Genomic DNA, 25,074 nt, shown 5'->3' with positions numbered 1-25,074 from the left:
GCCACGGGTGCCCGCCGTACGGAACGGTAACCGGACGGGGCGGGCGGGCCGCGGCGGGTTCAGCCCACCATCTCCTCGGTCAGGTTGGACTCGGTGCCCGGGATGCCGAGGTCCGAGGCGCGCTTGTCGGCCATCGCCAGCAGGCGCCGGATCCGGCCCGCCACCGCGTCCTTGGTGAGCGGCGGTTCGGCGAGCGAGCCCAGTTCCTCCAGCGAGGCCTGCTTGTGGTCCATGCGCAGCCGGCCGGCCGCCGCGAGGTGCTCGGGCACCTCGTCGCCGAGGATCTCCAGCGCCCGCTGCACCCGCGCACCCGCGGCCACCGCGGCGCGGGCCGAGCGGCGCAGGTTCGCGTCGTCGAAGTTGGCGAGCCGGTTGGCGGTGGCGCGCACCTCGCGCCGCATCCGCCGCTCCTCCCACGCCAGCACCGACTCGTGCGCGCCGAGCCGCGTCAACAGCGCGCCGATGGCGTCACCGTCACGGACGACCACGCGGTCGACGTTCCGCACCTCGCGCGCCTTGGCGGCGATCTGCAGCCGGCGGGCGGCGCCGACCAGGGCGAGGGCCGCCTCGGGGCCGGGGCAGGTGACCTCCAGGGACGAGGAACGGCCCGGCTCGGTCAGCGAGCCGTGGGCCAGGAACGCCCCGCGCCAGGCGGCCTCGGCGTCACAGGTGGCCCCGGAGACGACCTGCGGGGGCAGGCCCCGGATGGGACGGCCGCGGCCGTCGACGAGCCCGGTCTGGCGGGCCAGCTGGTCACCGCCGGCGACCACCCGCACCACGTACCGGCTGCCGCGGCGCAGCCCGCCGGGCGCCATGACCACCAGGTCGGAGGAGTGCCCGAAGATCTCCAGGACGTCCTTGCGCAGTCTGCGGGCGGCGATCCCGGTGTCCAGCTCCGCCTCGATCACGATGCGTCCGCTGACCAGGTGCAGTCCGCCCGCGAACCTCAGGATCGCCGAGACCTCCGCCTTGCGGCAGCAGGTCCGGGTGACGGGAAGCCGGGAGATCTCGTCCTTCACCGCTGCCGTCATCGCCATGGGCCGATCCTTCCATGCATACGAAAAATCCGGTCGAACGCGGCCGCCAGCAGTTCCGGATCGTGCCGCGGCCCGTCGGGGGCGGCGACCCGGGCCAGCTCCACCGTGCCCGACAACCGCTCGGCTGCCTGTATGAGGCTGTCGCGGTCGAGCACGGCGGCCTCGTCGGCCAGCACCACGTCGATGGTGAGTTTAGGGGCGTGTCGGGCCAAAACCTCCAAGTGACGCTGCGGAGAAAAGCCCTCGGTCTCACCAGGTTGCGGCGCGAGGTTGAGCGCGAGCACCTTGCGGGCCCGGGTCTCCATGAGCGCGGACACCAGATCGGGCACCAGCAGGTGGGGCATCACGGAGGAGAACCAGGATCCGGGGCCGAGCACCACCCAGTCCGCGTCGAGCACGGACTGCACCGCCTCGGGGACGGCCGGCGGGTCGTGCGGCACCAACTGCACCTCCTGCACCTCACCGGGGGTGAGGGCGACGGTGGCCTGGCCGTGCACGGTCGTGACCTCGTCCGGCTCCGCCGGGTCGTGACCGCGCACCGTGGCCGTGAGCTCCAGCGGCACCGCGGACATGGGCAGCACCCTGCCGTGGGCGCCGAGCAGCCGGCCCACCCACTCCAGGGCCGCCACGGGGTCGCCGAGCTGCTCCCACAGCGCCACGATCAGCAGGTTGCCCACGGCGTGGCCGTGCAGCTCGCCCTGGCTGACGAAGCGGTGCTGGACGACCTGGGACCAGGTGCGGCCCCACTCGTCGTCGCCGCACAGCGCGGCCAGCGCCTTGCGCAGGTCGCCGGGCGGCAGCACCCCCATCTCCTGGCGCAGGCGGCCGCTGGAGCCGCCGTCGTCGGCGACCGTGACCACCGCGGTCAGGTCCTGGGTGATGCGCCGCAGAGCCGACAGGGAGGCGGACAGTCCGTGCCCGCCTCCCAATGCCACGACCTTGGGCGTGGCCCCGCTGCGCCCTGCCGACCGGCGCAAGCGCCGCGTCGTCCTGATCACTCGCGCCCCATGTCCCGGTGGACGACCACCGTCTCCACTCCGTCGGCGGACAGTCGCGCGGCCAGGCGCTCGGACATGGCGACGCTGCGGTGCTTGCCACCGGTGCAGCCGACCGCGATGGTCACGTAGCGCTTGCCCTCGCGGCGGTAGCCGGCGTTGACGATGTGCAGCAACTCGGCGTAGCGGTCGAGGAACTCCTTGGCGCCGGGCTGGTTGAACACGTAGGTGGCGACCTCGTCGTTGAGACCGGTGTACGGCCGCAGCTCGGGCACCCAGTGCGGGTTGGGCAGGAAGCGGCAGTCCGCGACCAGGTCGGCGTCGACGGGGAGGCCGTACTTGAAGCCGAAGGACATGACGGTGGCCCGCAGCTCCGGCTCCTCCTCGCCGGCGAACTGGGCGTCCATCTTGGCGCGCAGCTCGTGGACGTTGAGGCTGGAGGTGTCGATCACCAGGTCGGCGTCGCCGCGCAGCTCGCTCAGCAGCTCCCGCTCCTTGGCGATGCCGTCGACGATGCGCCCGTCGCCCTGCAGCGGGTGCGGTCGGCGCACCGACTCGAAGCGGCGCACCAGCGTCTCGTCGGAGGCCTCGAGGAAGAGCACCCGGCGCTTGACGCCCTTGGAGTCCAGGTCCGCGAGGGACTCGCGGAGGTTGTCGAAGAAGCGCCGGCCGCGGACGTCCACGACCACGGCGATCCGTGCCACGTTGCCCTGGGAGCGGGCGCCGAGGTCGACCATGGTGGGGATGAGGGCCGGCGGCAGGTTGTCCACGACGAACCAGCCGAGGTCCTCCAGGCACTTGGCCGCGTGACTGCGCCCGGCACCCGACATGCCCGAGATGATCACGAGTTCGGGGATGGCCTCGGCCGCCTCTCCCGCTCCTCCGGTCGTCACCTGTGCTCCGCCTCCGTCGTTCGCGTTCATGAGCTGTGCCCCCGTTCCGTGGGGACGGTCACGGGACCGGCCGTCCCCTCTTCCTCGATGATCTCTCCTGTTGCGGTGTTGACCGCCGGTCCGGCCGGGGCGGCCCCGGCCAGCGCGGCGAGCACGGCCTCGGCGGTGCGCAGGCCGACCCCGGGGACCTCGCAGATCTGCTCGACCGTGGCCGCCCGCAGCCGCTTGAGCGAGCCGAAGTGCTTCAGCAGCGCCTGGCGGCGGCTCTCGCCGAGGCCCGGCACCGCGTCCAGGGCACCGGCCTTCATCGACTTGGAACGCTTGTTGCGCTGGTAGGCGATGGCGAAGCGGTGGGCCTCGTCGCGGACGCGCTGCAGCAGGTACAGGCCCTCGCTGGTGCGCGGGAGGATCACCGGGTCGTCCTCGCCGGGCAGCCAGACCTCCTCCAGGCGCTTGGCGAGGCCGCACACGGCCACGTCCTCCACGCCGAGCTCCTCCAGGGCCCGCTGGGCGGCGGCGACCTGGGGCTGCCCGCCGTCGACGACGACCAGCTGCGGCGGGTAGGCGAACTTGCGCGGCCTGCCCGTGTCCGGGTCGATGGGACCGCCGGCGACCTCGCCGGGGCCCTCCTCGCCACCGTCGCCGTCCCCGTCGACCCACTCGCCGGTCTTCTGCTTCTCCAGCAGGTAGCGGCGGAAGCGCCGCGAGACCACCTCGTGCATCGACCGGACGTCGTCCTGGCCGGCGAAGCTCTTGATCTGGAAGCGGCGGTACTCGCTCTTGCGGGCCAGTCCGTCCTCGAAGACCACCATCGAGGCGACGACGTCGTCGCCCTGGAGGTGGGAGATGTCGAAGCACTCGATGCGCAGCGGCGCCGAGTCCAGGTCCAGGGCCTGCGCGATCTCCTCCAGCGCGCGGGAGCGCGTGGTGAGGTCGGAGGCGCGCCTGGTCTTGTGCAGCACCAGCGCCTGCTGGGCGTTGCGCTGCACGGTGGCCATCAGGTCCTTCTTGTCGCCGCGCTGCGGTATCCGCAGGCTGACCTGGGAGCCGCGGCGCTCGGTGAGCCACTGCTGGACCGGCTCGTACGGGTCGGGCAGCGCGGGCACCAGCACCTCCTTGGGCACCCCCTCGCCCCGCTCCTCGCCGTACAACTGCTGCAGGGCGTGCTCGACCAGCCCGGCGGTGCCGACCTCCTCGACCCGGTCGGTGACCCAGCCGCGTTGACCGCGCACCCGGCCGCCGCGGACGTGGAAGATCTGGACGGCGGCCTCCAGCTCGTCCTCGGCGACGGCGATCAGGTCGGCGTCGGTGGCGTCGGCGAGGACGACCGCGTTCTTCTCCAGGGCGCGCTTGAGCGCCTCGATGTCGTCCCGGAGCCGGGCCGCCTTCTCGTACTCCATCGCGGCCGCCGCGTCCCTCATCTGCTGCTCCAGGCGGCGCAGGTAGGTGCCGGTGCGGCCGGCCATGAAGTCGCAGAACTCCTCGGCCAGTTCGCGGTGCTCCTCGGCGCTGACCCTGCCGACGCAGGGGGCCGAGCACTTGCCGATGTAACCCAGCAGGCAGGGGCGGCCGATCTGCGCGGAACGCTTGAACACCCCGGAGGAGCAGGTGCGCACGGGGAAGACCCGCAGCAGCAGGTCCACGGTCTCGCGGATCGCCCAGGCGTGCGCGTAGGGGCCGAAGTAGCGCACGCCCTTGCGCTTGGGGCCGCGCATCACCTGGACGCGGGGGAACTCCTCGTTCAGGGTGACGACGAGCGAGGGGTAGCTCTTGTCGTCCCGGTACTTCACGTTGAAGCGCGGGTCGAACTCCTTGATCCAGGAGTACTCCAGCTGCAGCGCCTCGACCTCGGTGGTCACCACCGTCCATTCCACGGAGGCGGCGGTGGTGACCATCGTGCGGGTGCGCTGGTGCAGGTTCGCGACGTCCTGGAAGTACGAGGAGAGCCGCTGGCGCAGGCTCTTCGCCTTCCCGACGTAGATCACCCGGCCGTGCTGGTCCCGGAACTTGTACACCCCGGGGGAGTCCGGAATCTGTCCCGGCTTGGGGCGGTAGCTGGAGGGATCGGCCATGCCCCCACCCTACTGATTGACGGTGACATTCCCGCCGTCTCAGGCCCCGGTCACGGCGACGAGCTTGCCCTCCTTGACCTGGACGTCGACCTTGGTCAGCGGCTTGGTCGCCGGGCCGTTGCGGACGGCGCCGGTGGCGGCGTCGAAGACGCTGCCGTGGCAGGGGCAGGACAGGGCGGTGCCCTCGACCTTGTCGCAGGTGCAGCCCTGGTGGGTGCACACGGCGCTGAACGCCTGGTAGCTGCCCTGCGTGGGCTGCGCGACGACTATCTTGGCCTCGCGGTAGAGCTTGGCGCCGCCGACCGGGACCTCGGTGGCCGCGCCCAGCTCGACGGGGCCGTCGGAGACCTTGCTGCCGGAGCCGCCGCAGGCGGTGAGGCCGACCCCGGCGACGCCCACGAGGGCCGCGCCCTTCAGGACGGTACGGCGGCAGGGGGGCAGGTCGGTGATGTCGGCCATGAGGGGCTCCGTTTCGGCACGTGAGGAAAAGAGCTTGAAAGCTGCACCTTACGTGCCGAAACTCTGAGCCGGCTGTCAGGCCTTCGCCGCCGCCCGCTTCCGCGGGGCAGCCCGCTTCTTGGCCGGGACCGGCGGGGCGTCGGAGATCCGCTCGGCGCCCAGGATGTCCCTGAGGAACTTGCCGGTGTGGCTCGCGCCCACCCCCGCCACCTGCTCGGGAGTGCCCTCGGCGATCACCAGACCGCCGCCGCTGCCGCCCTCGGGGCCCATGTCGATCACCCAGTCGGCCGTCTTGATCACATCGAGGTTGTGCTCGATGACGACCACGGTGTTGCCCTTCTCGACCAGCCCGGAGAGCACCTTGATCAGCTTGCTGATGTCCTCGAAGTGCAGACCCGTGGTCGGCTCGTCCAGCACGTAGACCGTGCGGCCGGTGGAGCGCTTCTGCAGCTCGGAGGCGAGCTTCACGCGCTGCGCCTCACCACCGGACAGGGTCGTCGCGGACTGGCCCAGCCGGACGTAGCCCAGCCCGACCTCGGTGAGGGTGCGCAGGTGACGCGCGATCGTCGGGACGGCCTCGAAGAAGTCCAGCGCCTCGGAGATCGGCATGTCCAGGACCTCGGCGATGGACTTGCCCTTGTAGTGGACCTCCAGGGTCTCCCGGTTGTACCGGGCACCGTGGCAGACCTCGCACGGCACGTAGACGTCCGGGAGGAAGTTCATCTCGATCTTGATGGTGCCGTCGCCGGAGCAGTTCTCGCAGCGGCCGCCCTTGACGTTGAAGGAGAAGCGGCCCGGCAGGTAGCCGCGCACCTTCGCCTCCATCGTCTCCGCGAAGAGCCTGCGGACGTGGTCGAAGACACCGGTGTACGTGGCCGGGTTGGACCGCGGGGTGCGGCCGATCGGCGACTGGTCGACATGGACCACCTTGTCGACCAGGTCGTCCCCGTCGACCCGAGTGTGCCGGCCCGGGACGCCCCGGGCGCCGTTCAGCTCACGGGCCAGGTGGGTGTAGAGGATGTCGTTGACCAGGGTGGACTTCCCGGAGCCGGAGACCCCGGTGACCGCCGTGAAGACACCCAGCGGGAAGGACACGTCGATGTCCCGCAGGTTGTTCTCCCGGGCGCCGTGCACGGTCAGCCGGCGCTCCCCGTCGACCGGGCGGCGCATGTCCGGGATCGGGATCTGGCGCTTGCCCGCCAGGTACTGGCCGGTCAGCGACTCCTTGTTGCGCAGCAGGTCCTTGAGCGAACCGCTGTGCACCACCTTGCCGCCGTGCTCACCCGCACCCGGGCCGATGTCCACCACCCAGTCGGAGGTCTTGATGGTGTCCTCGTCGTGCTCCACCACGATCAGGGTGTTGCCGAGGTCGCGCAGCCGCACCAGGGTCTCGATGAGCCGGTGGTTGTCGCGCTGGTGGAGGCCGATGGACGGCTCGTCCAGCACGTAGAGCACGCCCACCAGGCCCGAGCCGATCTGCGTGGCCAGTCGGATGCGCTGGGCCTCGCCGCCGGAGAGGGTGCCGGCCGCGCGGTTGAGCGAGAGGTAGTCCAGGCCGACGTCGACCAGGAAGCGCAGCCGCTCGTTGACCTCCTTGAGCACCCGCTCGGCGATGGTCTTCTCGCGCGCGCTCAGCTTCATGCCGCGCAGGAACTCCGCGCAGTCGCTGATGGACATGGCGGCGACCTCGGCGATGGACCTCCCCTGGACGGTGACCGCCAGCACGATCGGCTTGAGGCGGGTCCCCTCACAGGTCGGGCAGGGCACCTCGCGCATGTACCCCTCGAAGCGCTCGCGGCTGGAGTCGCTCTCGGACTCCGCGTGCCGGCGCCGGACGAAGGGGATCGCGCCCTCGAAGGAGGTGGTGTAGGAACGCTCGCGCCCGTAACGGTTGCGGTAGCGCACCGCGATCTGCGTCTTGTGGCCGTTGAGCAGGGCCTTCTTCGCCCGTTGCGGCAGCCCCGCCCAGGGGATGTCGGTGCGGAAGCCCAGCTCGTCGGCGAGCGCGCCGATCAGGCGCTGGAAGTAGTCCCGGGTGTGGCCGAGCGACCAGGGGGCGATGGCGCCCTCGTCGAGGGACTTGTCCTCGTCGGGGACGATGAGCTCCGGGTCGACCTCCATGCGGGTGCCGATGCCCGTGCACTCGGGGCAGGCGCCGAAGGGCGAGTTGAAGGAGAAGGAGCGCGGCTCCAGCTCCTCGAAGGACAGGTCGTCGTACGGGCAGTACAGGTGCTCGGAGAACATCCGCTCGCGCTGCGGGTCGTCCTCGGGGAGGTCGACGAAGTCCAGGATCACCATGCCGCCGGAGAGGCCCAGGGCGGTCTCGACCGAGTCGGTCAGCCGGCGCTTGGCGCTCTCCTTGACGGTGAGGCGGTCGATGACCACCTCGATGGTGTGCTTCTCCTGCTTCTTCAGCTTCGGCGGGTCGGTCAGCTGGACGGTCGCGCCGTCCACCCGGGCCCGGCTGTAGCCCTTGGTCTGCAGGTCGGCGAAGAGGTCGGCGAACTCGCCCTTGCGCTCGCGCACCAGCGGCGAGAGCACCTGGAAGCGGGACCCCTCCTCCAGCTCCAGCACCCGGTCCACGATCGCCTGGGGCGACTGCCGGGAGATGGGCCGGCCGCACTCGGGGCAGTGCGGCTTGCCGATGCGGGCGAAGAGCAGACGGAGGTAGTCGTAGACCTCGGTGATCGTGCCGACCGTCGAGCGTGGGTTGCGCGAGGTGGACTTCTGGTCGATCGAGACCGCGGGCGACAGGCCCTCGATGAAGTCGACGTCCGGCTTGTCCATCTGGCCCAGGAACTGCCGTGCGTAGGAGGAGAGCGACTCCACGTAACGACGCTGGCCCTCGGCGAAGATCGTGTCGAACGCCAGGGAGGACTTGCCCGACCCGGAGAGGCCGGTGAACACGATGAGCGAGTCCCGTGGCAGGTCGAGCGAGACGTTCTTCAGATTGTGCTCGCGAGCGCCACGGACGGTGAGACGATCGGCCACGCCAGTGCGCACCTTTCAAAAGACAGACAAGGGGACAGCACCCCCAGACAGCCTAAACGGGGCGCCGACGAGTTTTCTTCCGGTTGCGTTGACAGCGAGCCTATAGCACGCACATTCGATTTCCGGCATCGGTGCGGCAGCTTCACCCGAATGAGTGTCCCGCGCTAGCGTCTCCGTGGAGACGTCGATCGGTCCGACCAGGAGGCTCCGTGTCTGTCCAACGACCCGACCCCGACCACGATGCGGCCGAACTCCGAGAGGCCACCGAACGACTGATCGAGACCGTGGCCGCCATGCCCCCGGCGTGCGTCGCCGAGCCGTCGCGGCTGCCGGGCTGGACCCGCGGCCACGTGCTGGCCCACCTGGCGCGCAACGCCGACTCCCTGGTGAACCTGATGATCTGGGCGCGCACCGGCGAGGAGACCCCGCAGTACGAGAGCACCGACGGCCGCAACAGGGACATCGAGGAGGGGGCCGGCCGCACGCTCGCGGAGCACCTCGACGACCTGCGCGTCTCCGCGGACAGGCTGGCCCTGGCCATCGAGGAGCTCCCGCCCCAGAACTGGGCCGCGCAGGTCGTCATGCGCTCCGGCCGGGTGGTCGCCGCGGCCGAGATCCCGTACCTCCGGCTCATGGAGATCTACTTCCACCACGTCGACCTCGGCCTGGAGTACACCTGCGCGCACCTCCCCGGGGACTTCGCGGCACGGGAGCTCGGCGCCATCATCGACGACCTGTCCGGCCACGAGGGCGTCGCCGCCGTCCGCATCCACGACACCGACAGCGGCGAAAAGTGGGTGATCGGCGCCGCGAACGAGCCCGAACTCACCGTCGGCGGGCCGCGGCACGCCCTGCTCGCCTGGGTCAGCGGCCGCTCCGACGGCGAGGGCCTGACCGCCCTGCCCGACGTACCCCTGCCGGTGCTGCCGCCACTAGGCTGACGCCATGACGTACAGCGGCGAGGTCACGGTCGGGGGCGCGCCCGACGTGCACGAACTCAAGGACCTCATCATCACCAAGGTCGCGGTCGGCCCCATGGACAACAACGCGTACGTGCTGCGCTGCCGCGCCACCGACGAGCAGCTGCTCGTCGACGCGGCGAACGACGCGCACACGCTCGTGGAGGTCGCCGGCAACGACGGTCTCGCGTCCGTCGTCACCACGCACCGGCACGCCGACCACTGGCAGGCGCTGCAGGCCGTGGTCGACGCGACCGGTGCCCGTACCTACGCGGGCCGCCACGACGCCGAGGGGATCCCCGTCCCCACCGACGTGCCGGTCGAGGACGGCGACCGGATCCGGGTCGGCCGGGTCGAGCTCACCGCCCGGCACCTGGTGGGCCACACGCCCGGCAGCATCGTCCTGATCTACGACGACCCCCACGGGCACCCGCACATCTTCACCGGGGACTGCCTCTTCCCCGGCGGCGTGGGCAACACGCACAACAACCCGGACCACTTCACGAGCCTGTTCGAGGGGGTCAAGGCCAAGCTCTTCGACCGGCTCCCGGACGAGACCTGGGTCTACCCCGGCCACGGCAAGGACACCACGCTCGGCGACGAGCGCCCCCACCTCGACGAATGGCGCGAGCGGGGCTGGTAGCGGCTCCGTGGCGGCGCCCCCGGCGGCGCCGCCACCCCCGCGCACGTGCGTCGTTGGACCCACGTGCGCACCTCCCCCTCCCCCTCCATGGCCCGGATCGCCGCCGCGTCGGCGGCCGGGACCGCGATCGAGTTCTACGACTTCTTCGCCTACGGCACCGCGGCGGCCCTCGTCCTCGGACCGCTGTTCTTCCCCGACGCCTCGGCTCTCGCGGGCACCCTCGCCGCCTTCGGCACCTTCGCGGTGGGCTTCGTCGCCCGCCCGCTCGGCTCGGTCCTCTTCGGCCACATCGGCGACCGCGTCGGACGGCGCCCCGTACTCATCGGCTCCCTGCTGCTGACCGGGCTGGCGACCACCGCCGTCGGCTGCGTCCCCGCTCACGCCTCGATCGGCCCGGCCGCGCCCGTGCTGCTGGTGGCCCTGCGTTTCCTGCAGGGTCTGGGGCTGGGCGGCGAGTGGGGCGGGGCGGTGCTGCTCGTCGCGGAGCACGCGCCGGGGCGGCGCCGCGGACTGTGGGCGAGCCTGCCGCAGACCGGTCCCGCGGTGGGCTTCCTGCTGGCGAACGGGATCGTGCTCGCCCTGTCCGCGGGGCTGAGCGACGCGGCCTTCCGCTCCTGGGGCTGGCGGGTGCCGTTCTGGGTGGCGGGCGTGCTGGCGCTGGCCGGGCTGACACTGCGGGCGGCGCTGCCGGAGACCCCCGCGTTCGCGGCGGCCGCGGGGCGCGGGGACCTGGCCCGGGTGCCCGTCTCGGAGCTGCTGCGCGAGCACGGGCGCCTGGTGCTGCTCACGGCGGGCGCCATGGCGTGCGGCTACGCCGTCTTCTACACGGTGACCACCTGGTCGCTGGCGTACGCCACGGAGCACCTCGGCATGGACCGCACGGTCGTGCTGGGCTGCGTCCTGGTGGCCGTCCTGGTCAAGGGGGCCCTGACCCCGCTGGCGGGACTGCTCGGCGACCGCTTCGGACGCCGGCGGATGGCACTGGCCGGTACGGCGGCGATGGGCGTGGTGATCTTCCCGTACGCCGGACTGCTCGCGAGCGGCTCGCCGGTGGCGATCACCGCGGGGTCCGCCGCGGAGCTGCTCGCCTTCATCACGGTCTTCGCCGTCGTGGGCGCGTACCTCCCGGAGCTGTACGCACCCCGGGTGCGCTGCACGGGCGCCGCCCTGGGCTACAACCTCGGCGGTGTCCTGGGCGGCGCGCTGACCCCGGTCGTGGCGACCCGGCTGGCGGCGGGCTCCGGCACGCCCTGGCCGGTGGCGGCGTACGTCGCGGGGGTCGCGCTGCTCAGCCTCGGCTGCTTCGCGGCGCTGCCGGAGACCCGGGGCGAGGCCGCCGCGGACGCGACGGCGGGGTGCGCGGCGGTCCGCCGCGCACCCCGTCCGGGCTGAGGAGCCGTGGGTCAGGCGTCGATGTGCTCCTCGTCGCGCTTGTCCGCGGCCGCCTGCTTCTTCGACGCCATGAGGCTGGTGACCGTGGTGACGGCGAGGACCACGACGATGAAGCCGAGGGAGAACGGGATGCTGATCTCGGGGACGTGGACCCCCGCCTCGTGCAGGGCGTGGAGCACGAGCTTCACGCCGATGAAGCCGAGGATGATCGACAGCCCGTAGGAGAGGTGGACCAGCTTCTTCAGCAGACCGCCGATGAGGAAGTACAGCTGCCGCAGGCCCATCAGCGCGAAGGCGTTGGCGGTGAAGACGATGTACGGGTCCTGGGTCAGGCCGAAGATCGCCGGGATGGAGTCCAGCGCGAACAGGACGTCGGTGGTGCCGATCGCGAGCATGACCACCAGCATCGGGGTCATGATCCGCTTGCCGTTCTGCTGGATGAAGAGCTTGGTGCCGTGGTAGCGGTCGGCGACGCCGAAGCGGCGCTCGGCGGCCTTGAGCAGCCGGTTCTCCTCGAACTCCTCGTCGTGCTCCTCGGCGCGGGCCTCCTGGACCAGCTTCCACGCGGTCCAGATGAGGAAGGCGCCGAAGATGAAGAAGACCCAGGAGAAGCTGGCGATGATGGCGGCGCCGGCGGCGATGAAGGCCGCTCGCAGGACGAGCGCGATGAGCACGCCGAAGAGCAGCACGCGCTGCTGGTACTGGGACGGCACCGCGAACTTCGCCATGATCAGGACGAAGACGAAGAGGTTGTCGACGCTGAGCGACTTCTCGGTGATGTAGCCGGCGAAGAACTCGCCCGCGGGCTGGCCGCCGGCGAAGAACAGCAGGCCGAGCCCGAACAGGGCGGCCAGGACGATCCAGACGACGGTCCAGGTCCCGGCTTCCTTGACGGACACCTCATGGGGCTTGCGCCCGATGAAGAAGTCGGCGGCGATCAGGGCGCACAGACCGGCGATGGTCAGCACCCACAGGGTCAGGGATACATCCACGCGATGCCTCCGGCAGATGGGCTGGCAATTGTCAGCGTTGTCGCTGCCGGAGGTCTCTTCCACCCGGGCCGTCAGGCCGGGGCCGGTGTCCCGGGGCCGTTCCGGCCCGTGATGACGGGTGCACCGCAATCAGGGAGTACTCCCCTCCGCGTAAAGAAGAGTACATGAAATCCCAAGGAAAGGTAAAGAGAGTAAAGTGATGGTCAATCAGGAGGGTGTACCGGGATCCCGTGGGACCGGTCGGCCGGTCAGTGGCGGCCCGGGTCGTAGGTCCGGCGGGCGGCGGCCACCTGGCGCAGCACCTGCGACAGGACCGCGCTGCCGGCCGGGGCCAGCAGCGGTTCGTACGTCCAGGCGTGGCCCACCCAGGGGTCGGCGAGGTGGTCGTCGGGCTGCGGCGTCAGCCGCAGCATGGAGCGCCACAGCGGGTCGAGGAGCGGGCCGTACTCGCGGGCGTCCTCGCGGTCGGCGACCAGGACCAGGTGGACGCCGACCTGCGGGCCTTCGTCGGCGAGGTAGCGCAGCTGATTGACCGTCCGGTCGTCGAAGCCGTACGGGAAGTCGTTGACGACCAGCACCTGGCGGGCCGGGTCGACGCCCGGGGGGACCTCGAAGGGGACGTCGGCGCGCAGGGCCATCTGCACCAGGTCGACCCGCTCGGTGAGCCGGGCGAGCAGGGCCGCCACCCCGGCGGCGCCGGTGGCGGGCGGCTCGCGCAGCGCGCCGGAGTCCGTGAACGGGGCCAGCGCCGTCCCGGCGGAGCCCGCCGGGTCGATGACGTGGACGGCGCACTCCCCCGCCGGGTGGGAGGCCAGCAGGCGGGCGGCGAGCGCCACGGCCACGTCCACGGCACGGCGGCGGTCCTGGGCGCTGTCCACCCACATACCGCGCTCCAGCGGCAGCCGTACCAGCAGGGGGACGCGCAGCTCCGGGCGCTCGGGCAGGTGGAGGTCGCCGAGCCGGACCGCCATCGGCGGCTCGGCGGGGGCGCGGTAGCCGTGCCAGACCGGGCTCTCCCAGCCCGCGTAGGGCGGCGGCAGGGCGGGCTCGACCACCTCGGCCTCGGCGGTGAGCTGGGCCAGGTCGCGGTCGAGCACGGCACGCGCCCGGTCCACCAGCTCGGCCTGGCGGGCCCTGGCCTGGTCGCGGGCGGCCTCGGCGGCGGGGCCGACCCGGGTGCGCGGGTCGGCGAGGAGCGTGTCCAGCTCCTGGTCGAGCCGGGACTCGGCGAAGTCGACGGCGCTGCGGTACGCCGCGATGGTGCGGGCCAGGTCCTCGAACATGCCCCAGACCTGGTTGTAGAGCCGTTCCTCCATGCTCCAGCCCGCAGCGTCACCCGCGACGGGCGCGGAGGCCGGGGGCACCGCGTGCGGCACGGAGTCCGCGGGGGGCGGGGGCGGGGGCGGGGGAACGGGGGGCGGGGGCGGCGCGGGGGAGGGTGCGGTGGGCGCGGGGCGTACGGCGTCCGCCACGCGCGCGGCCACGGCGTCCGCCTCCGGGCGGCCCAGCCCCTGGTCGCGCAGCAGCTCCGCCAGCCCGCCGCCGTACCCCTGGCCGAGCGCCCGCACCTTCCAGGCGCCCTGGCGGCGGTAGAGCTCCAGGGCGACGATCGCGACCTCGGCGCCGAGCCCGGTGACGGTGAAGCTCACGACCGGCGCCCCGTCGGGGCCGGCGACGGTCAGATGGGGCGCGGGGCAGGCCCCGAAGCGGGTCGGTGCCCCGGCGACCGGTGGCAGCGCCAGCAGGACGTGGACGCGCTCCACGTCCGCCGGCACGGCAGCCAGGTCGGCGGTGACGCGCTGCTCGGCGGCGAGGCCAGCGGGCACCTCGATGCCCGGCAGCAGCGGCGCCCCGGGGTGGGCGACGGACCCGGGGCCGCTCACGCGCCCCTGCCCGTCACCCAGCGAGACACCGGCCACCACCGGCGTACCGGCCGACACCCGTACCTCCAGCGAGGTGCCGGGAAGCGGATGGTTCTGCCCGTGGACCAGCTCGATGGTCATGCCCGCGCCCCCCTGTGCGGTCAGAGCGCCGGCAGGATCGCCGGCATGAGGTCCTGGAACGTGCGGCCGTTGGCCGGGGAGCCGATCGCGGTCATCGACCAGCCGTCACCGTTGCGCTGCACCTTCGCCATGATCTGCGCGGTGTAGCCACCGCCTCCGGTCAGGGTGTAGCGGGCGAGTTCCTGCCCGTTGGTCTCGTCGACCAGGCGGCAGAAGGCGTTCTGCACCTCCTGGAAGGTCTGCCCGGTGAAGGAGTTGACGGTGAAGACGATCTGGTCGATGTGCACCGGCACCCGCTGCAGGTCGACCAGGATCGACTCGTCGTCGCCGCCCTGTCCGGCACCGCCGACGAGGTTGTCGCCGGTGTGCCGGACCGAGCCGTCGTCGCTGACGAGGTGACGGAAGAACACCACGTCCACGGGCTGCTTGTCGGCGAACAGGACCGCGGAGGCGTCGAGGTCGATCTCCCGGGTGCGGGAACCGAAGAGACCGCGACGCGGGGCGGCCTGCCAGCCGAGCCCCATGCGGACCGACGAAAGCGTCCCCCCGTCCGACTTCTGCAGGCTGATCTTCTGACCCTTGGTCATGTTGACCGTCACGCGCTGTCCCCTCTCAACCGTTTTGCCGTCGTGCGGTTGCTCCGCACCCTATGGGGAGACGCACGGGTAGGGCACCGTGGTTCGGCAAGAGATTCGACAGCCGGTACGGTCAGGCCACGCCGGCCTCCCGCATCTGCCGCAGCTCCTTCTTCAACTCGCCCACCTCGTCGCGCAGCCGGGCCGCGACCTCGAACTGAAGATCCGCGGCGGCGGCGTGCATCTGGTCGGTCAGCTCGCCAATGAGCTCCGCCAGTTCGGCCGCGGGCAGGCTCTTGGCGGCCCGCTTCTCCCCCGCCTTGGCGGACAGGCCCGGCACCGGCGCCTTGCCGCGCGAACGCTGGCGGCCGGAGCCCAGCAGCTCCTCGGTGTCGGCGTCCTCGCGGGCGAAGGAGTCCAGGATGCCGGCGATCTTCTTCCGCAGCGGCTGCGGGTCGATGCCCCGCTCCTCGTTGTACGCGATCTGCTTGGCCCGGCGCCGGTTGGTCTCCTCGATGGCCTTCTCCATCGCCGGGGTAATCTTGTCGGCGTACATGTGGACCTGGCCGGAGACGTTGCGCGCCGCGCGGCCGATGGTCTGGATCAGGGAGGTGCCCGAGCGCAGGAAGCCCTCCTTGTCGGCGTCGAGGATGGCGACCAGCGACACCTCGGGCAGGTCCAGGCCCTCGCGGAGCAGGTTGATGCCGACCAGGACGTCGAACTCGCCCGCCCGCAGGTCGCGCAGCAGCTCGACCCGGCGCAGGGTGTCGATGTCGCTGTGCAGGTACCGCACCTGGATGCCGAGTTCCAGCATGTAGTCGGTGAGGTCCTCGGACATCTTCTTGGTGAGGGTGGTGACCAGGACGCGCTCGTCGCGCTCGGCGCGCAGCCGGATCTCGTGCACCAGGTCGTCGATCTGCCCCTTGGTGGGCTTGACGATGACCTCGGGGTCGACCAGGCCGGTCGGGCGGATGATCTGCTCGACGACGCCGTCGCCGCGGGAGAGCTCGTACTTGCCCGGGGTGGCCGACAGGTAGACGGTCTGCCCGACGCGTCCCAGGAACTCCTCCCACTTCAGCGGGCGGTTGTCGAGGGCGGAGGGCAGGCGGAAGCCGTGGTCGACCAGGGTGCGCTTGCGGGAGGCGTCGCCCTCGTACATGGCGCCGATCTGCGGCACGGTGACGTGCGACTCGTCGATGACGAGGAGGAAGTCCTCGGGGAAGTAGTCGATGAGGGTGTCGGGGGCGGAACCCGCCTCGCGGCCGTCGATGTGCCGCGAGTAGTTCTCGATGCCGGAACAGGTGCCGATCTGCCGCATCATCTCGATGTCGTACGTGGTGCGCATCCGCAGCCGCTGGGCCTCCAGCAGTTTGCCCTGCTTCTCCATGACCGCGAGCTGCTCGCCGAGCTCCTTCTCGATGCCGGCGATGGCGCGCTCCATGCGCTCGGGGCCGGCGACGTAGTGGGTGGCGGGGAAGACGTACAGCTGCTGGTCGTCGGTGATGATCTCGCCGGTGAGCGGGTGCAGCGTGTACAGGGCCTCGATCTCGTCGCCGAACATCTCGATGCGGACGGCGAGCTCCTCGTAGACCGGGAAGATCTCGATGGTGTCGCCGCGCACCCGGAAGGTGCCGCGGGTGAACGCCACGTCGTTGCGCGCGTACTGGATGTCGACGAACTTGCGCAGCAGCGCGTCCCGGTCGATCTCCTGGCCGACCTTGAGCCGCACCATGCGGTCGATGTACTCCTGGGGGGTGCCCAGGCCGTAGATGCAGGACACCGAGGCGACCACGACCACGTCGCGGCGGGTCAGCAGCGAGTTGGTGGTGGAGTGGCGCAGCCGCTCGACCTCCTCGTTGATCGAGGAGTCCTTCTCGATGTAGGTGTCCGTCTGCGGGACGTAGGCCTCGGGCTGGTAGTAGTCGTAGTACGACACGAAGTACTCGACCGCGTTGTTCGGCAGCAGCTCGCGGAACTCGTTCGCCAGCTGGGCGGCCAGGGTCTTGTTGGGCGCCATGACCAGGGTCGGGCGCTGCAGCCGCTCGATCATCCACGCCGTGGTCGCCGACTTGCCCGTGCCCGTCGCGCCGAGCAGGACGACGTCGTTCTCGCCCGCGCGGATGCGCCGCTCGAGGTCGTCGATGGCGGTCGGCTGGTCGCCGCTGGGCTGGAAGGGGCTGACGACCTCGAAGGGCGCCACACTGCGTTCGATGTCTGATACGGGCCGCATGGGTCAACGGTACGACCCCCCACCGACAACCGGTCCCGACCTGCCCGGGTCAGGGCAGGAGCCGGGGCCGGCGCCCCGCGGCGAGGTCCTCCACCCGGCCCAGGAGCAGCACCGCCACCGCGATCAGCATCCAGGCCACCGCGAACTGGAACCAGGTGCTGTCCAGCGGCAGCGACAGCTCGAGGAGCCTGACCCGCCACATCTGGTCGATCAGGGGGACGCTGAGCATGAGGGCGACCTCGTGCCACAGGTAGACGGTCACGGCCCGCGCGCTGACGATCCGCGCCGCCCGGTCCAGCGTCCGGAGCCGCCCGGCCGGGCCCGCGCCCGGCCGGAAGCGCAGCAGGAGCAGGACGAAACCGGCCGACCACAGGGCCTGGGCGAGCGGGATCTCGTTGAGGTCGTACGAGCCGTCCGCACGGTGGGACCAGGCCCACCAGGAGCCGGCCGCCATGGCGACGGCGGCCAGGACCGGCACCAGGCCCGCCCGCGCGCGGTCCAGCAGTCCGTCGTGGTGGGCGAAGCCGAGCAGCCAGCAGGTGAGGAAGGTCGCCAGATCGGTGACGGCGCTGCCGGCCCCGCCCTCCGGCAGGCTCCAGGGCGTCTGCAGGAGCACGACCGGGGCGAGGGAGGCGACGAGCACGGCGGTGGGTGACCGCCGGAACACGCGCAGCAGCAGCGGCGAGAGCAGGACGAACCACAGGTAGGCGCGCACGTACCACAGCACCCCCGTGGCCTGTTCGGCCCAGGCGCTGCCCGGCGGGTCCGCCAGCGGCACCACCCACCACAGCAGCCGCGCCCACCAGCGTCCCGCGTGGTGCCCACCGGGCGACCAGCCGTGGAGCAGCATCGCCGGGACCAGGACGGCACCGAGGCACCACAGCGGCGGCAGGAGCCTGCGCAGCCGCCGCCGCACCACCGGCAGCGCGGGCCGCTTCTCCAGCGACCGCGCCATGAACGAGCCCGCGAGGGCGAACATCACGCCGAGGGAGGGGAAGACCAGGCTCAGCCACGCCCAGCCGAACGTGTGGTACGTCACGACGCGGACGAGCGCCAGGGCGCGCAGCAGGTCCAGGTACCGGTCGCGGGCGCCCGGGGCCGGGGTGGCGGCAGTGGTGGCGGCAGTGGCGAGCGCCCGCGCGCCGCGGCGGGCGGCGTGCCGGCCGGAGGTCCCGGGCCGGGGCAGGGGCAGGGAGGCGCCGGACGCGGTCACCGGGCGGCTCCCGCGGACGCCCGCGGGGAGTTGACCTCGCCGGTGCGCTCGAGCTTCTGCCAGCGCAGCCGGCCTCCGGTCATGGCCGTGACGCAGGAGTGGATCAGGACGAGGTACATCAGCTGCCGGTAGACGATCTGCTGGAGCGGCAGCATCAGCAGGTGGCGGTAGTGCTCGCGGTCCAGGCGGAAGGCGTAGGCCGCGCACAGCAGCTGCACGGACATCAGCGCGGCCCAGGCGAGGAGCGACCTGACCGGTGCGACGAAGACGGCGCCGTAGACGGTCAGGAGGTCGATCAGCGGCGCGAAGAGGGGCGTGACGATCTGGAAGAGCACGACCAGCGGCATGCCGACCCGGCCGAAGCGTCCCGAGGGCCCGCGGTCCACCAGGGAGCGCCGGTGCTTCCACAGCGCCTGCATGGTGCCGTAGCTCCAGCGGTACCGCTGCCGCCACAACTGGCCGATGCTGCCCGGTGCCTCGGTCCAGGCGCGGGCGTGCTCGGCGTACACCACGCGCCAGCCCGCGCGGTGCAGCGCGATGGTGACGTCGGTGTCCTCGGCGAGGGTGTCCCCGCTCATGCCCCCGGCCTCGAGCAGCGCGGCGCGGCGGAAGCCGCCGACGGCTCCCGGGACGGTCGGCATGCAGCCGAGCAGGTCGTACATGCGCCGGTCGAGGTTGAAGCCCATCACGTACTCGATGTGCTGCCAGGCCCCGATCACCGTGCCGCGGTTGCCGACCTTGGCGTTGCCCGCGACGGCGCCGACCCGCGGATCGGCGAAGGGCTGCACGAGCCGGTGCACGGTGCCGGGCTCGAAGACGGTGTCGCCGTCCATCATCACGACGAGGTCGTGACGGGCGTGCTCCAGGCCGCGGTTGAGCGCGGCGGGCTTGCCCGCGTTCTCCTGGCGCACGACGCGCACCTGGGGCAGGCCCATCGCCTCGACGATGCCGGCGGTGCCGTCGGTCGAGCCGTCGTCCACGACGACGATCTCCACCGGGTGGGTGCTCGCCGCGAGCGAGCCGACGGTGTTGGCGATGCACTCCTTCTCGTTGTAGGCGGGCACGATGACGCTGACCGGTTCGGTGACCGCGGGCCCCCAGCTGAAGCGGCGGCGGCCGCGGATCCTGGCGTGGCGGCGGGCGAGGACGAGCATCAGGGCGAAGCGGGCCAGGACGGCGACGCCGACCACGACGAGCAGCCAGAACAGGACGGGCATGGTGAACTCGGCCAGCGCCACGACCCCGATCAGGGCGCGCCCCTGCCACAACTCGGCGCCGCTCGCCCGGTGGTTGGCGGTCGTGGCGCCCAGGCTCGCGGTGAGCGTCGTGAAGGTGTAGCCCTTCGCCTTCATGGTGTCGATGTACGTGCCGAGCGCCTCCACGGTCTGGGAGCGGTCGCCGCCGGCGTCGTGGAAGAGCACGGAGGCGCCCTTGCCGCCCCTTGGGGTGGCGTCGCGGACGATGGCGGCGGCACCGGGGCGCCGCCAGTCCTCGCTGTCGGTGTCGACGAACGCGCTGATGTAGCCCTTGGTGCCGAGGTAGCGGTAGACGGGCCACGTGGTGTCGTCGACGGCATCGGGCTCGGAGGAGTACGGGGCGCGGAAGAGCGAGGTCGTGATGCCCGCGGCGCCCGCGAGCGCCAGCTGGGTCTGGGCGAGTTCCCGGTCGATCCTGGCCCTGTCCTGGTACGCCAGGTCGACGTGGGAGAAGGTGTGGACGCCGATCTCGCCGCCGGAGTCGACGATGTCGCGGATGAGCGCGGGGTACCGGGCGGCCATCTGGCCGACGACGAAGAAGGTGCCCGGCACGTCGTGCTCGCGCAGCACCGCGAGCACCTTCGCGGTCCACCGGGGGTCCGGGCCGTCGTCGAAGGTGAGCGCGATCGTCCGGGGCGGCAGGGTGTGGCTGACGGGCTCGCCGTCGGCGCCGAAGGTCAGCACGGGGCCGCCCCCGAGGACGGAGGCGGGCACCTGGCTCGCGCTCCCGGACTCGTGGACGCGGCTGTCGTTGCCGATCTCCGAGTGCAGGTAGCCGTCCAGCAGCATCACGCACACGAGCGCGAACAGCCCCAGCACGGCCATGACCACGCGGGGTCTGGGCACGGCCTGCCGGCCGGCCGACGCCACCTTGGTGATGGCACCGGGTGCCGCGTGCCGGGCCGTCCGCGCCATGGCCGCTCAGTCGTCCCAGCCGTCGCCGGGCACCGGGTCGCCGCCGGCGTCGCCCGGGGGGAAGGCGGGGGCGTCCGGCCCGGCTGTCACGGGCACGGAGGCGGACGGCGAGGCGGTGGCCGTGGGGGTGCGCGCGGACGTGGGCCGCGGGGAGGCGCTCGCCGTCGCGGTGGCCCCGGGGCCGCCGGAAGGGGTCGCCGAGGCCGTGGCGCGGCGCCCGGTGGCGGAGGGGGTGACCTCGGCGGCCGCGACGACGGTGGGCGAGGCGGCGGGGCCCCGGGCCACCGGAGCGGGGGCGTGGGCGGCGGCCGGGGCGCTCGCGACGCGTTCCGCGGTACCCCCGGTTCTTCCACCCGCCTCGGCCTGCGCCGACGCGCCCTCGGGGACGTCGGCGCCCGGAATCAGGGTCTGGGGCGCGAAAGGGGTGCCGCCCGCGAAAGCCACCCCCAGCAGCACGGCATATCCCGCGCAGGCGATCCCGACGGCCAGTCCGGCGCGCCGGATAATGCGCGCCCGGCGGCCCGACGCATCGACGAATACGGGCCCTTCCTCCGTGGACCGCCCACGGGGACACGCCCGTCGGGAGAGGGAATGCATGGACGGAATGCTAGCAGTAATTTCTCTCCATGAATTCCACGGATTCACTTCCGCATTAATCCCACGAATGGCCCGAGATCCTCATTTACTCAATTCCAGGAAAGCGTGATCCGAAATTCCCGGGGCAGATAGTCTCTCCGTCATGAAGAGCCGCACGGCACAGCTGATCACCGGACTCGTGGCGGTCGCCGTCGCCGCCACGACCGCCTCCCTCCTCACCGGCACCGAGCCCGCCGGCTCCCCGGCGCGCCACGCCCCCGGGGGGAGGGAACCGGTGGCCGAGGTGGCCTTCACCCCCTACGTGGACGCCTCGCGTTCCACCGCGTACGACATGGCGGACGTCGCCCGTAGGACCGGGGCCGACGGTTTCACCCTCGGGTTCGTGACCGCGCGCGGTGGCTGCGCCCCGACCTGGGACGGGCGTGACGGCATCGCCCACGGCGACCTGGCGGACCGGATCGCCGCGCTGCGGGCCGCCGACCTCGACGTACGGGTCTCGTTCGGCGGCGCCGACGGCACGGAACTCGCCGGGGCCTGCGAAGACGTGGACGAACTCGCCTCCGTCTACGCCGATGTGATCGGGCGTTACCGGCTGACCGGGGTCGACTTCGACGTCGAGGGCGACGACCTCGCGGACACCGCCGCCGGAACCCGCCGGGCGCGCGCGGTCGCCCGGCTCCAGCAGGAGGCCGAGCGGGAAGGCCGGACGCTGTCGGTCTCCTTCACGCTGCCCGTGATGCCGTCCGGGCTGACCGCCGAGGCCTCCGCGCTGCTCGCGGACGCCCGGCGCCAAGGGGTGCGCGTCGACGCGGTCAACATCATGGCGATGGACTACGGGGAGACGTACACCGGCGACATGGGCCGGTACGCGGTCCAGGCGGCCACCGCTGCGCACCGGCAGCTCAAGGCGCTGCTGGGCCTGCCGGACGCCGCGGCGTGGCGGACCCTCTCGGTGACCCCGATGATCGGGGTCAACGACATCCCGGGCGAGGTGTTCACCCTGCGGGACGCGGCCACGCTGGCCGCCTTCGCCCGTGACAAGCGGCTGGGCGGCCTGTCCATGTGGTCGGCCGACCGGGACCGGCCCTGCGAGGACGACACCAAGGAGACGGCCCCGGCCCGGTGCAGCGGGGTCGACCAGCCGTCACTGGCGTTCGCGCGGGCGCTCGCGGACGCGTGAGGGCCGGGCGGCGTGCGAGGAGCGGGCCGCCCGCGGGGAACGGCGGCCGCGGCCGGCCGCGGGCTCGGGCTCAGGCTCGGGCTCGGGCTCGAAGTCGCCGACGGGCGGGTCCAGCGCCACGACGACCCCCGCGAGGAAGAGGAAGACGACCGGCCCGATCAGCACCGGGGCTAGGAACGCGGCCGGTCCCGCCCCGCTCGTTCCCTCCCGCGCGCCGCTGTGCAGGTGCACCGTCAGCGCGGCCATGCCGATGTAGTGCATGGCGGTGACGGCGAAGCCCAGGACGAGGCTGGCGAGCACGCCGCCGTACGGGCGCCGGACGGAGACCGCCGACCACAGGGCGACGGTGGCGGCCAGGACGGCGACGCCGACCGACAGCACCACCGTGGACCGCGTGTACTCCAGGTCGCCGCGCAGCCGCATGCCCCGCATGCCCATGTAGTGCATGGCGGCGATGCCGAGTCCCGTGACGCAGCCGCCGGCCAGTACGGCGGGGAGCGTGCGGCCCACGAACCCGACGAGGAACACCCCGAGAGCGACGACCACGACGGCGACCAGCAGGCTCTCGAAGGTGACGAGCGTGTCGTAGGTGATCCGCACCTCGCCGACGGTGAAGCCCATCATGGCGATGAAGTGCATGGTCCAGATGCCGGAGCCGACGGCCGCCGAACCCAGCGCGAGCCAGCCGGCCCGTCTCGAGGGGTGCATGGCAAGGGCCCGGGTCGTGCAGCGCAGCCCGAGGGCGGCACCCAAGCAGGCCATCAGGAAACCCGCGAGAGGGGTCGCCCATCCGTAGGTGAAGCCATTGACCGTTCCGTACGTGCCGCTCACGGCACCCTCCCCTTGCCGCCCCGGTCCCCCGCTTCCTTCCGTCCCCGTGCTGACACACGCTAGGCTCGCCGGCCCGCCCCGCGCGGCCGCCTCATGGCGACTTCATCGCGCGGACACCCGTACGTCACATCGCCCCGGGCAGTGCCGTGATGCGGTCCAGCGGCCCGTACGGTCCGGCCGCGAGCGCGGTGCGCAGGGCGGCGACGACCTCGGCGGGGCTGCGGGTGAACGCGGCGGGCGCGACCCGCAGCACACGCAGGCCCAGCGACTCCAGCCGGCCGCGCCCGGTCCCCGGGCCGAGGTCCAGGACGAGGCCGTCGCGCACCCAGTACGCGTCGGGCGAGCCCAGGAAGGCGCCGTCGAGCTGGAGCGTGGGACGCCACAGCGGCTGCCGGAGTCCCGACCGGGCCACCAGGGCGCGGGCCATGGGCCCGGCGGAGGCGGCGCGCGGGCCGGGATCCATGGCGTCGAGCAGGGCGGCCACGGCGGGGCGCCGGGCGAGCACCGCGCCACCCAGTTCCGCGGCGAGCGCGGGGGCGGGCACGCCGAGCGCTATGACCAGTTCGCGGACGACGTCCAGCGCCCACTCGGGGTCGATGGACTCCCGTACGCCGTCGGCCGCCGCCCGGGCCACCGGGGCCACGGGCACACCGTCCACGGTGTCGGCCACGGGGAGCCCGCGGCCGTGGTGGACCCGCACCCAGGTGTGGGTGCGGATGCGGCGCTCGCTCGGGACGAGCACGTCCACCACCGGGAGCCCGCAGGGCGGCGCGGCCACGGCGACGCCGTGCAGGGCGAGCCCCGCCACGCCGGTGATCATGGCCGGGACCTGCGGGTACCCGGCGAAGGCCAGAGCCGCCCTGGACCGCTGCGCGGCGGTGAGCGGACCGGGCTGGAGGACGACCACCCGGGGCAGCGGCCGCTGCCACCGGCCGCCGGGGCGGCACCACTCCCGCAGCCTGCTCTGCGGCACGCCCACGGCGGCGAGTTGGGCGACGGTGGCGACCCGGTCCTGTTCACGGGCGAGCCGGCGGACGGCCGGGGTGAAGTCGTTTCGCGTCATGCGCGCCCCATCCCCCCTCGTAACCGGTCGACCACCGCTTGTGACAGACCTGTCGAGAACGGCCACCCTCCCGGGTGGCGGCCGTTGCGGCCGGTTGCCGTGGCCGGCCCGGGCCCCGGTGGGACCCCTCCCCGGCGGGACCCCGGCCGGGACCGGCTGTCAGTGCGCCGTCCTACGCTGGGGACCGTGACGCAACCACGGACTCCTTCCGCCGAGGTCGCCTGGTCGGTGCTGGAGGCACCGGTCGGGCCGCTGCTGCTCGCCGCGACCGGGCAGGGCCTGGTCCACGTCGCCTTCCGGACCGGGGAGGAGCAGGCGCCCGCCGTGCTGGAGCGGATCTGCTCCCGGCTGGGCGCCGCGCCCGCGCGCAGGCCCGGGCCCGCGAGCGCCGCGGGGGCCCGGCTGGACGAGGCGATAGGCCAGGTGGAGGCGTACTTCGCCGGGACGCGCCAGACCTTCGACCTCGACCTCGACTGGTCCCTGACGACCGGCTTCAACCGCCGTGTGCTGCGCGAGCTGTCGGCCGGCGTCCCGTTCGGCAGTGTGGTCAGTTACCAGGACCTCGCCAAACGGGTCGGAGAGCCGGGCGCCGCCCGGGCCGTCGGGGTGGCCATGGGCGCCAACCCGCTGCCCGTCGTCGTCCCGTGCCACCGCGTCCTGGAGAGCGACGGGGGCATCGGCGGCTTCGGCGGGGGCCTGCGCATGCTCGACATCAAGCGCGCGTTGCTGGCCCTGGAGGGCGTCCTGCCGGAGCCGTTGTTCTGACGGTTCCTCAGCA

At 72.5% G+C, this 25,074-nt stretch carries 20 protein-coding genes; 5 read left to right on the top strand and 15 right to left on the bottom strand.

The window, feature by feature from the left end; all coding sequences use genetic code 11:
* Positions 1-59: 59 nt before the first annotated feature.
* The 6 genes from whiA to uvrA all read right to left on the bottom strand — a co-directional run bounded on the left by whiA (position 60) and on the right by uvrA (position 8,447).
* The gene (gene whiA, locus ACFYYN_RS11890) at positions 60-1,037 is read right to left on the bottom strand and encodes a DNA-binding protein WhiA (protein ID WP_499511240.1); all 978 of its coding nucleotides are present in this window, start codon (positions 1,035-1,037) and stop codon (positions 60-62) included.
* Positions 1,028-2,014 carry a gluconeogenesis factor YvcK family protein gene (locus tag ACFYYN_RS11885; RefSeq protein WP_500327222.1) on the bottom strand — a complete coding sequence of 329 codons (987 nt, stop codon included), beginning with the start codon at positions 2,012-2,014 and terminating at the stop codon, positions 1,028-1,030. The genes whiA and ACFYYN_RS11885 overlap by 10 nt, the downstream gene beginning before the upstream one ends.
* Before the next feature lie 17 nt (positions 2,015-2,031).
* A complete protein-coding gene (gene rapZ, locus ACFYYN_RS11880) occupies positions 2,032-2,955 on the bottom strand; it encodes an RNase adapter RapZ (protein ID WP_018557246.1) in 924 nt (307 codons plus the stop codon).
* Positions 2,952-4,997 (bottom strand): excinuclease ABC subunit UvrC, encoded by a 2,046-nt coding sequence (uvrC, locus tag ACFYYN_RS11875; RefSeq protein WP_500545611.1) that lies wholly within the window; start codon positions 4,995-4,997, stop codon positions 2,952-2,954. The genes rapZ and uvrC overlap by 4 nt, the downstream gene beginning before the upstream one ends.
* A gap of 39 nt (positions 4,998-5,036) precedes the next feature.
* The gene (locus ACFYYN_RS11870) at positions 5,037-5,456 is read right to left on the bottom strand and encodes a Rieske (2Fe-2S) protein (RefSeq protein ID WP_500545610.1); all 420 of its coding nucleotides are present in this window, start codon (positions 5,454-5,456) and stop codon (positions 5,037-5,039) included.
* 75 nt (positions 5,457-5,531) lie between these two features.
* A complete protein-coding gene (gene uvrA / locus ACFYYN_RS11865; protein WP_500545609.1) occupies positions 5,532-8,447 on the bottom strand; it encodes an excinuclease ABC subunit UvrA in 2,916 nt (971 codons plus the stop codon).
* 209 nt (positions 8,448-8,656) lie between these two features.
* Between uvrA and ACFYYN_RS11860 the strand changes: the two genes are divergently transcribed.
* From ACFYYN_RS11860 to ACFYYN_RS11850, 3 genes are all read left to right on the top strand, one after another.
* On the top strand, positions 8,657-9,388 hold the full coding sequence (locus tag ACFYYN_RS11860; protein ID WP_500545607.1) for a maleylpyruvate isomerase family mycothiol-dependent enzyme: 732 nt from the start codon (positions 8,657-8,659) through the stop codon (positions 9,386-9,388).
* A 4-nt stretch (positions 9,389-9,392) separates the two neighbouring features.
* Positions 9,393-10,049, top strand: a complete 657-nt coding sequence (locus ACFYYN_RS11855; RefSeq protein ID WP_500327218.1) for an MBL fold metallo-hydrolase — start codon at positions 9,393-9,395, stop codon at positions 10,047-10,049.
* An 87-nt stretch (positions 10,050-10,136) separates the two neighbouring features.
* Positions 10,137-11,441 carry an MFS transporter gene (locus tag ACFYYN_RS11850; RefSeq protein WP_500545725.1) on the top strand — a complete coding sequence of 435 codons (1,305 nt, stop codon included), beginning with the start codon at positions 10,137-10,139 and terminating at the stop codon, positions 11,439-11,441.
* An 11-nt stretch (positions 11,442-11,452) separates the two neighbouring features.
* On the opposite strand, the gene ACFYYN_RS11845 is transcribed toward ACFYYN_RS11850, so the two are convergent.
* The 7 genes from ACFYYN_RS11845 to ACFYYN_RS11815 form a co-directional block, all read right to left on the bottom strand.
* The gene (locus ACFYYN_RS11845; RefSeq protein ID WP_500327216.1) at positions 11,453-12,433 is read right to left on the bottom strand and encodes a TerC/Alx family metal homeostasis membrane protein; all 981 of its coding nucleotides are present in this window, start codon (positions 12,431-12,433) and stop codon (positions 11,453-11,455) included.
* Positions 12,434-12,681: 248 nt separating this feature from the next.
* On the bottom strand, positions 12,682-14,436 hold the full coding sequence (locus ACFYYN_RS11840) for a TerD family protein (protein ID WP_500545606.1): 1,755 nt from the start codon (positions 14,434-14,436) through the stop codon (positions 12,682-12,684).
* Between the two features lie 20 nt (positions 14,437-14,456).
* Positions 14,457-15,035: a TerD family protein gene (locus ACFYYN_RS11835; protein ID WP_499511249.1), complete on the bottom strand. Its 579-nt coding sequence runs from the start codon at positions 15,033-15,035 to the stop codon at positions 14,457-14,459.
* A 109-nt stretch (positions 15,036-15,144) separates the two neighbouring features.
* Positions 15,145-17,241, bottom strand: coding sequence for an excinuclease ABC subunit UvrB (gene uvrB, locus ACFYYN_RS11830; RefSeq protein WP_500327213.1), 2,097 nt, complete (start codon positions 17,239-17,241; stop codon positions 15,145-15,147).
* A 49-nt stretch (positions 17,242-17,290) separates the two neighbouring features.
* Entirely contained in the window at positions 17,291-18,427 is a 1,137-nt protein-coding gene (locus ACFYYN_RS11825; RefSeq protein WP_500545724.1) for an acyltransferase family protein, read from the bottom strand.
* A gap of 23 nt (positions 18,428-18,450) precedes the next feature.
* Complete coding sequence (locus tag ACFYYN_RS11820) at positions 18,451-20,625, bottom strand: bifunctional polysaccharide deacetylase/glycosyltransferase family 2 protein (protein ID WP_500360660.1); 2,175 nt, start codon at positions 20,623-20,625, stop codon at positions 18,451-18,453.
* Positions 20,626-20,631: 6 nt separating this feature from the next.
* Positions 20,632-21,081 (bottom strand): hypothetical protein, encoded by a 450-nt coding sequence (locus ACFYYN_RS11815; RefSeq protein ID WP_500545605.1) that lies wholly within the window; start codon positions 21,079-21,081, stop codon positions 20,632-20,634.
* Positions 21,082-21,364: 283 nt separating this feature from the next.
* Between ACFYYN_RS11815 and ACFYYN_RS11810 the strand changes: the two genes are divergently transcribed.
* Positions 21,365-22,402, top strand: coding sequence for a chitinase (locus ACFYYN_RS11810; RefSeq protein WP_500545604.1), 1,038 nt, complete (start codon positions 21,365-21,367; stop codon positions 22,400-22,402).
* On the opposite strand, the gene ACFYYN_RS11805 is transcribed toward ACFYYN_RS11810, so the two are convergent.
* Together ACFYYN_RS11805 and ACFYYN_RS11800 are read right to left on the bottom strand one after the other, a co-directional pair.
* Entirely contained in the window at positions 22,367-23,164 is a 798-nt protein-coding gene (locus tag ACFYYN_RS11805; protein ID WP_500545723.1) for an MHYT domain-containing protein, read from the bottom strand. The genes ACFYYN_RS11810 and ACFYYN_RS11805 overlap by 36 nt on opposite strands.
* Positions 23,165-23,357: 193 nt before the next feature.
* Positions 23,358-24,296: a hypothetical protein gene (locus tag ACFYYN_RS11800; RefSeq protein WP_500545603.1), complete on the bottom strand. Its 939-nt coding sequence runs from the start codon at positions 24,294-24,296 to the stop codon at positions 23,358-23,360.
* A gap of 186 nt (positions 24,297-24,482) precedes the next feature.
* Here ACFYYN_RS11800 and ACFYYN_RS11795 point away from each other — a divergent pair, with 186 nt between their 5' ends.
* Positions 24,483-25,061, top strand: coding sequence for a methylated-DNA--[protein]-cysteine S-methyltransferase (locus ACFYYN_RS11795; protein WP_500545602.1), 579 nt, complete (start codon positions 24,483-24,485; stop codon positions 25,059-25,061).
* The last annotated feature ends 13 nt before the right edge of the window (positions 25,062-25,074 follow it).

The sequence above is a fragment of the Streptomyces sp. NPDC001902 genome, from assembly GCF_042891295.1.
Classification (GTDB): domain Bacteria; phylum Actinomycetota; class Actinomycetes; order Streptomycetales; family Streptomycetaceae; genus Actinacidiphila.
Note: the sequence above shows the minus strand (reverse complement) of the source record. Positions and strands in the feature narration are given on the sequence as shown.

Excerpts from the sequence above, each read along its gene's own strand:
- whiA (WP_499511240.1), bottom strand. The coding sequence starts at position 1,037 with ATGGCGATGACGGCAGCGGTGAAGGACGAGATCTCCCGGCTTCCCGTC.
- rapZ (WP_018557246.1), bottom strand. The coding sequence starts at position 2,955 with ATGAACGCGAACGACGGAGGCGGAGCACAGGTGACGACCGGAGGAGCG.
- uvrC (WP_500545611.1), bottom strand. The coding sequence starts at position 4,997 with ATGGCCGATCCCTCCAGCTACCGCCCCAAGCCGGGACAGATTCCGGAC.
- ACFYYN_RS11870 (WP_500545610.1), bottom strand. The coding sequence starts at position 5,456 with ATGGCCGACATCACCGACCTGCCCCCCTGCCGCCGTACCGTCCTGAAG.
- ACFYYN_RS11855 (WP_500327218.1), top strand. The coding sequence starts at position 9,393 with ATGACGTACAGCGGCGAGGTCACGGTCGGGGGCGCGCCCGACGTGCAC.
- ACFYYN_RS11850 (WP_500545725.1), top strand. The coding sequence starts at position 10,137 with ATGGCCCGGATCGCCGCCGCGTCGGCGGCCGGGACCGCGATCGAGTTC.
- ACFYYN_RS11840 (WP_500545606.1), bottom strand. The coding sequence starts at position 14,436 with ATGACCATCGAGCTGGTCCACGGGCAGAACCATCCGCTTCCCGGCACC.
- uvrB (WP_500327213.1), bottom strand. The coding sequence starts at position 17,241 with ATGCGGCCCGTATCAGACATCGAACGCAGTGTGGCGCCCTTCGAGGTC.
- ACFYYN_RS11820 (WP_500360660.1), bottom strand. The coding sequence starts at position 20,625 with ATGGCGCGGACGGCCCGGCACGCGGCACCCGGTGCCATCACCAAGGTG.
- ACFYYN_RS11810 (WP_500545604.1), top strand. The coding sequence starts at position 21,365 with ATGAAGAGCCGCACGGCACAGCTGATCACCGGACTCGTGGCGGTCGCC.
- ACFYYN_RS11805 (WP_500545723.1), bottom strand. The coding sequence starts at position 23,164 with ATGGCCTGCTTGGGTGCCGCCCTCGGGCTGCGCTGCACGACCCGGGCC.
- ACFYYN_RS11800 (WP_500545603.1), bottom strand. The coding sequence starts at position 24,296 with ATGACGCGAAACGACTTCACCCCGGCCGTCCGCCGGCTCGCCCGTGAA.